Annotated in this window: 4 protein-coding genes and 1 pseudogene (1 of these 5 running past the window's edge); 4 read left to right on the plus strand and 1 reads right to left on the minus strand. The window is 33.6% G+C overall.

The window, feature by feature from the left end:
• Window positions 1-177 precede the first annotated feature (177 nt).
• From A2255_07415 to A2255_07425, 3 genes are read left to right on the plus strand one after another with little or no spacing between them, the layout of a single operon-like run.
• Window positions 178-1,386: a hypothetical protein gene (locus A2255_07415; GenBank protein ID OGI21777.1), complete on the plus strand. Its 1,209-nt coding sequence runs from the start codon at window positions 178-180 to the stop codon at window positions 1,384-1,386.
• 14 nt (window positions 1,387-1,400) lie between these two features.
• Window positions 1,401-3,308: a hypothetical protein gene (locus tag A2255_07420; protein ID OGI21778.1), complete on the plus strand. Its 1,908-nt coding sequence runs from the start codon at window positions 1,401-1,403 to the stop codon at window positions 3,306-3,308.
• Window positions 3,292-5,172 carry a hypothetical protein gene (locus A2255_07425; GenBank protein ID OGI21779.1) on the plus strand — a complete coding sequence of 627 codons (1,881 nt, stop codon included), beginning with the start codon at window positions 3,292-3,294 and terminating at the stop codon, window positions 5,170-5,172. Before A2255_07420 ends, A2255_07425 begins: the two co-directional genes overlap by 17 nt.
• A gap of 141 nt (window positions 5,173-5,313) precedes the next feature.
• Here A2255_07425 and A2255_07430 read toward each other — a convergent pair whose 3' ends face one another.
• Window positions 5,314-6,762: an aspartyl/glutamyl-tRNA amidotransferase subunit B gene (locus tag A2255_07430; GenBank protein OGI21780.1), complete on the minus strand. Its 1,449-nt coding sequence runs from the start codon at window positions 6,760-6,762 to the stop codon at window positions 5,314-5,316.
• A gap of 435 nt (window positions 6,763-7,197) precedes the next feature.
• Between A2255_07430 and A2255_07435 the strand changes: the two are divergent.
• Window positions 7,198-7,250: pseudogene (locus A2255_07435) on the plus strand (hypothetical protein) (it continues 3,718 nt past the right edge of the window).

The raw sequence follows: 7,250 nt of genomic DNA on the forward strand, positions 1-7,250 counted from the left end.
AGAAGATATTTTATCGAATGGAAACATTAAATAATAATGTATTTTGGAAGGTTTTTATTGAATTATCAGGAAATAATCATTGTAAATAAAAGTAAATAAAAAAGATTAACTTTAGCATGTTTTTTTATTGAGCAACGTTTTATCAGTACCAAAGTACATGTGTGTTAGAGGTTGCACATGATTAAAACTGACAGAACTAATAATTTAAGTCCATCTCAGCAAAATATTTATTTCAAAAAATTAGCAGCAGATTTGAAAGCTAATAAAGCTAATCAACCTGAAGCTGTTAAAACTTGTGAAATGGATGTGAGTCTTGATTCTAAAATATACGATAGTATTAATAAGGCTCATGATGAGATATTGCCGACTGACATAAAAACTAAGACTAGAGTTAATATTACTCAAGCTCTTTCGCTGCCCGAATATGCGGTTAGAGGCTTGAAAGGGGATCCTGATGCTAACTTTTTTGAGTTTTTGCAACTGGCTAAAATCCCATACTATGTTGGTGGCCCTATTTTAGCTTTGTGTTTTGCTGCAGGGGGAGACGCTGCAAAAGCTATTACTCGACAAAAAGCAGTTGGAGTGGGCCTCTTTTATTTAGCAGCTATGCTTGCAAGTAAGGCTATTAATGTTCCTGTAAAGATGTTTACAGGAGTTGACTTAGACCAATCTTACAAGAAGATTGTAAGATTAAGAACAAAAAGTCCTGATGGATTATCTCCTATGAGAAAGGAATACCATAAAGTTTTTGAAAGTACTGATTTTACATACTTTGATTTATTACGCCATGGAGAAGACAAAGCAGCCCACAATCATAGGATTATAAATAAGAATTTTAATGATATCGCTAAAAAAATGGGAATAAATCATAATCTTAATGATTCAGATTCAACGGTAAAACCCAATGTTAAAAAACTAATTATTATGTCAAGAGCCTGGAAATATGCTCTTACAATTCCTTATGCTGCTTTGGCAATTGGATTATCAATGCAAGATAGTTGGAAAAACCTTGGTAATCAGTTAAAAAATGATTTTGTAAGAAATGCCCTTACCTCTAAACAGGGCATGAGTCCATTAGAAAATACTTGGTTCCGCATCAAAGGAGCAGGACTTACTTTAAAAGGTCAATTCTGGAATACATTAAAAAATAGTGTAAAAGATTTCTGGAATGGAACAGGAGCTAAAGGTATAACGAAGTACTATGGAAAAGCAGCAGTAATTAGCGCTATAACTGCTACTTTATTGGCTAACTGGTCTATTCTTAGAGCCGGCTCATTAAAGGACAAAAAATCTGTAGATGTCTCTAAATTCCCAGATGCTATCCAGGAAAAAAGAAAAAATCTTATGAAAAATGCTTTTGACATAGTAGGTAAGTCCAGGGCTTAGGAGAAAATAGAAGAATGGTTAATTCTCTTTCACAAAATAATAATATTAATAGCGCGCGTTATAGCGTGCCAACAACCATTCTGAATAATAACAGTCAATATATGTCTGATCTGTTCAAGAATTTCTACTTTGTTAAGCCTACTGCAATTCCTCCTAAAGGGCATCTCATAAAAGGGACCATGATTCCAAGACCTGGAGATGTTTTTAAAGAATACTGCAGTGCCGCTAAGACTTTCTATAAAGCTTTAAAAGGTGAAGGTGGGGATTATGAAATAGGCAAGCTTAATGATTCAGCTATTGGTATTGGAAGTTTAGGAATTGCTTCTTTACTTGCATCAAAAGCCACTACTCCTATGGCAAAAGCAATGGAATTTGTCGGTTTTGGCACCTGGTTTTTAGCTATGTCTGTATGGCCTAAATTTTTTATTGGAAAACCTGTGAAAATGCTTACAGGTGTTGATATAAATCAAGAATACGTTGATAGCCAGGGAAGAAGAAAAAGATTCTTTCAGGACCCTCAATATCTACCCTGGGATCTTATGAGCGATGAGCAGATAAATAAAGTCGGTAATAAACTTAGAATTCCTGAAAATATTGAAAATCGTAGAGAAGCTATTCAGGATAAAATGAAGCAGATTGCTACTCAATCAAATACCTTATGGATGCTGACAGCTGGTTTTTCAACACCAATTTTATCAAGTCTTATGGCTGACAAATTAAGAGATCCGGTTAAAAAGTTATTAAACATAGTAAATACTGGACTAGCTAAATTTAAACTAAGTGCTGTCAATGGTTCCAGAGATTTAATTAGTAGTCTTATAAATAAAGTTTCTAATATGAAATCATCAGCGGGTGAGAAGAAACTTGGTAATCTATTAGCTGAAGGAAATTCAGCAGGAATAAAAGAGTTTTTTACAGGTTTATCCGATAAACTCACCTCTAATGAAGTTAAAACAGCAATATCAGAGAAAATTTCTGATATTGGCAATAGCACAAAAAAAGAAGAAGTTTTAGGTTTATATAAAAAATTAACAGGTTTACTTAAAGCTGATCAGGCATTGTATGGTTATCATAAAGCAACTCTAGTTAATGGAATTGGAAATTCCTGGGCAGATGTATCTAAAAATATTTTAAAAGCATTAAAAATGCCAAAAGATCTTATCAAAAAGTTAGCTGATGCTAACGTAGATAAACGTGCTGATATTATTTCACAGCATTTACATAGTATGAAGCCTGAAGAGTTAGCTGAAGTCGTTCATAAAGTTACTAAAGTTGCTGGTAAACCAGTGAATCAGGCTAAATCAGCTCAAGGTATAATATCAACGTTTATACAAAAACCATTTAAACGTGCCTTAGAATCAATAATTGGCAATGATAATGCTGTAAATATTGCTGGTAAAGTTGAAAATAGCTTAGGTAACAGAGTACTTGATATTGAGTCTTCATTTGATGGAGTAGTACATGCCCTTAAAAATTCAAAAGGTAAGAGCATGAAAGTTGTTACCAGACTTTTAGGAGGAATTAAATCTTCAGATGCTTTGACTGAACTTACTGAAGTTATGAAAAAAGGTGGAGAAAAGGCTTTAAGAAATAGACTTGGGGAATCTCTCACAAGTAAAAAGACTATTGATAAAATTATTGATGTTATAAAAAATCAAGATTCATCTCAATTTAAGTCTTTAGGTAAATGGTTGGGGCAAACTCCTCAAGATCTAATTGCTGATGCGGCTCGTGATACAGTTACATATAATAATTGGCTTACACTTAAATATAGAAGCTGGTTTCAGAAAGTAGGTTTAATTGGTGGAGGAGTATTATTAGGGTTAACTTTATTTACAATTTTAAGAATGGGCAAGTCGAATAATTATAATCCGGATGTGTATAAGTCTAAGGAGGTAGCTGGAAATGAGCCTTCAAAATAATTATGGTTTAAATTACAGGCCCCCTGTTTATCAGTCTTACAGTAATTCTGGTAATGTGCAGGCTACAATTAATCAACGTCCTGCACAGCAGCCGGAAATTCGACAAGTCGAACAGCTATCAGCCAATAATAAATCTCAAATAAATACTAATAAGTTCATAAATAATCGAGTTTATTCAGGTTATCCGGTATATCCTGTAGCCAATACTCAACTGTCAAAATTGAACAATAATCTAAAAACTAACTGGAAAAATGATTTAAGAGAACTATTCCACGAAAATAAAGCTGTAGTCTATGCTCTTGTTATGAGAACCTTTAATGCTAAAGATAAAAACAAAAATGGTTTAATTGATAATGGGGAGCAAAGCGGTACTTTTTTAAATGCCATTGAGCGACTTGATGAATTAAAATCTTTAGGTATTAATACATTGCACATACTTCCTATTCACCCTCCAGGTAAAAAGGGTGCTATGGGAACTGCAGGATCAGTTTATGCTCCATTAGATTATTTATCTGTCGATCCAAAGCTTGATGATTCTGCGAACCCACTAGGCGTTAAAGAAGAAGCTAAACTTTTTATGCAAGAAGCGCATAAGCGTGGTATTAGAGTGATGCTTGACTTGCCAAGTTGTGCCTCAATTGATATGTATGAAGCACAACCCGAATTAATGGCTATAGATACACAGGGAAATCCTAAGGTTCCTCAAGGCTGGCAGGATATAAGGATGTTTGCTCCGTGGAAAGATAAGGAAAAGGGGCAATTAAATGAAGCATTGCTTGATATGCACAAAAAGTTTGTTGACTTATCAATAGAGCTTGGATTTGATGGTATAAGGGCTGATGTTGCCAGAGCTAAGCCTGTAGAATTCTGGGATAAACTAATTAATTACGCCAGAACTAAAGATCCTAATTTTGCTTTCCTTGCAGAAAGTTATACCTATGAAGATGCATCTCCAATTGCTAATATACCGGCAGATCGTCCTGAAGATCTTTTAAAGGTTGGGTTTGATTCTTATTACGGTCAGTATCACATATTTAATCAAATGAAAAACGCTAAAGATTTCCATGATAATATGATCCTCAACCTGGAGATGTCTCGTAAGCTGCCTCCAAATAGGTCATTATTAGGATCATTCGCAACTCACGATGATAAAAGTCCTATGTCTAATGGTGGATCTTTGTATTGTAATCTTACTACAGGATTGCAAGCAACTTTACCTATGACCAATCCTTATTTTGTAACAGGATTTGAATCGGGAGATAGATATCTATATTCTTATAAAGACAAAACAAGTCCAAAGTCTGATACAGACAGTAATAAATGTATAGTTCACCCTGAAATGCTAGACATATTTAACTATTCAAGAAAACCGGGTGGTGAACATCCTGAAATTGGCCAATTTATGTCAAAAATGTTTAAATTAAGAAAACAGCATGAAGATGTAATTACAGAGGGTTCTTATATTCCTTTAAAAGCATCAGGAAATAAAAATGACCAGATAATTGCTTATGCAAGGCATTTAAACGGGAAAACTCTCTTGGTAATAGCGAATAAAGATGTTAATGCCAGACAATCAGGAAATATTAATGTGCCTGGGTTAAAATCTACTCAGCCCTTGGTAAATCTTGCACCGCATTCGGGACTTTATAGCAAGTATTCGATTCATAAAGAGGCAGTGAAAGTGGACTTAGCACCAGCTGGATTCCATGTGTTTGAAATTGATACTCCAAATATTGAAAATCAAGTTGATAAAGTATATAAACAAAATTTATTTTTGAGACAAAGAATAGTTACTGAAGGAGTTTTTAAAACCCCAACTCAGTGTGCTTTAGAGTTGTATAATAAGATTAAAAATAATAGATAATCTGAATAATTTAAGAAGCTGTCTTGCTAAAGTTGAATCGCCTTGTGAATTGTCTTTAAACAACTTTAAGTCCAAAAGACGAGCCTGTAATTATATCATAGCCTGATTTTTACATTTTCAGCCAGACAGGCTCTAAGCTTATTATTTCTCTAATTCTTCTTTAATTATTTTATTTACTGTTTCAGGCTGAGCTCTTCCTTTAGTTTCTTTCATTACCTGGCCTACAAAGAAACCAAATAGTTGAGGTTTGCCTGATTTATATTTTTGCACTTCTGAAGCGTTGTTATCGAGAACTTTTTTAATTATTTCTCTAATTGCACTTTCATCAGTAATTACGCTTACTCCTTGTTCTTCAACCAATTTTCTAGGAGAATCTCCTTTTTCAATCAAAGGAGTAATCATTTTTTTAGCAATATTATTTGATATAACGCCTTTATCTATGAGTTGAAGCATTTCAGCAAGGTTTTCAGGAGTTAATTTGGTATCCTGTATAGATATTTTCTTCTCTTTTAAATAGGCTGTAATATCTCCCATAAGCCAATTTGCAGCGGTCTTAATGTTAGCGCCAAGTTCAGCTACTTTATCAAAAAATCTGGCCATTTCAAGAGATTCTACTATAACTGAGGCATCGTATTCAGATAATCCAAGGTCACATATATATCTTTGGCGTTTTTGTTCAGGTAATTCTGGCATTAGAACTTTTAATTTATCAATCCAGTCAGGTCCTATTTCAAGAGGTACAAGATCGGGCTCAGGGAAATATCTGTAATCATGAGCCTCTTCTTTGCTTCTCATTGAAACAGTGATTCCTTCAGCCTCATTCCAGAGTCTTGTTTCCTGAATAATTCTTTCACCTTTATCAACAAGTTCTGTTTGTCTTTCAACTTCATATTCAAGGGCTTTTTGTAATGCCCTAAAACTATTCATATTTTTGATTTCAGCCTTAGTGCCAAATTCTTTTTGTCCTATAAGCCTTATGCTAACATTTGCATCACACCTTAGACTTCCTTCTTCAAGGTTTCCATCGCAAACATCTAAATATCTTACGACATTTCTTAATTCTTCCATATATGCTCTGGCTTCTTCAGGAGAAGATATATCAGCTTCGCTGACTATTTCAAGTAATGGAACCCCTGTTCTGTTGTAATCAACCAGGCTATATGTAGATCCAGCTAGTCCTGCAGCTCCGGCATGTACAAGTTTACCCGCATCTTCTTCAAGGTGAACTCTATTTATCCTTATTTTTTTCTCGCCTATTTTTATCCAGCCATTTTTTGCTATAGGCATATCATATTGTGAAATTTGATAATTTTTAGGTAAATCCGGATAAAAGTATTGTTTTCTATCGAATTTAGAATGCCTGGAAACTTCACAGTTAAGTGCTAATCCTGTTAATATGGCAAAATTAACCACTTCTTTATTTAAAACAGGCAATACACCAGGGTATCCTGCACAGATAGGGCAAATTTGACTATTATGTTGCTTGCCAAACTCTGTTGCGCTGCCACAGAAAATTTTTGCTTTGGTTTTCAATTGGGCATGGACTTCAAGTCCAATTACGGTTTCATATTTTGATTTAAGATTTGTCATTATATTGATTCCTAACTAAGTCTTATTTGTATATTTTGTTTCAGTATATATTTTATAGGCTTTTTAACCTGAATGGCAGTGTTTCTAAATGATATTTTAACTGAAATAGTATCAAAATGAAATATTAAAAGTTAGAATTGATGCAGTGTTTTCTCTTATTAATTAGCCAGAGCAGCTAAATCGATAAAATACTTGTTTTTTAGATTGGCATAGGATTAAGCCTTGGTTATTTAATAGTTATCAATTGTTAGAATTTTGACCTTATCAAAATCATATGAAAAGATGGTAAGGGAGTATATTGGTAATTCTATAATTTTATATTAGAAATAATAAGTAAATTATTAAAGTAATTTGTATTTTTGTCAAAAAGCTCAATAAAATCTATAATTAATTGTATACAGTAGCGAACGGCATATATAAAAGAAGGAATAATAGATGAATTGTCCTCGTTGTGGAGGAAAAAATCAGGAAAATACTAAAGTATGCTC

This window comes from Candidatus Melainabacteria bacterium RIFOXYA2_FULL_32_9, from assembly GCA_001784615.1.
Lineage (GTDB): Bacteria > Cyanobacteriota > Vampirovibrionia > Gastranaerophilales > UBA9579 > UBA9579.

Coding starts and splice junctions, on each gene's coding strand:
- A2255_07420 (OGI21778.1), top strand. CDS start 1,401: ATGGTTAATTCTCTTTCACAAAATAATAATATTAATAGCGCGCGTTAT.
- A2255_07415 (OGI21777.1), top strand. CDS start 178: ATGATTAAAACTGACAGAACTAATAATTTAAGTCCATCTCAGCAAAAT.
- A2255_07430 (OGI21780.1), bottom strand. CDS start 6,762: ATGACAAATCTTAAATCAAAATATGAAACCGTAATTGGACTTGAAGTC.
- A2255_07425 (OGI21779.1), top strand. CDS start 3,292: ATGAGCCTTCAAAATAATTATGGTTTAAATTACAGGCCCCCTGTTTAT.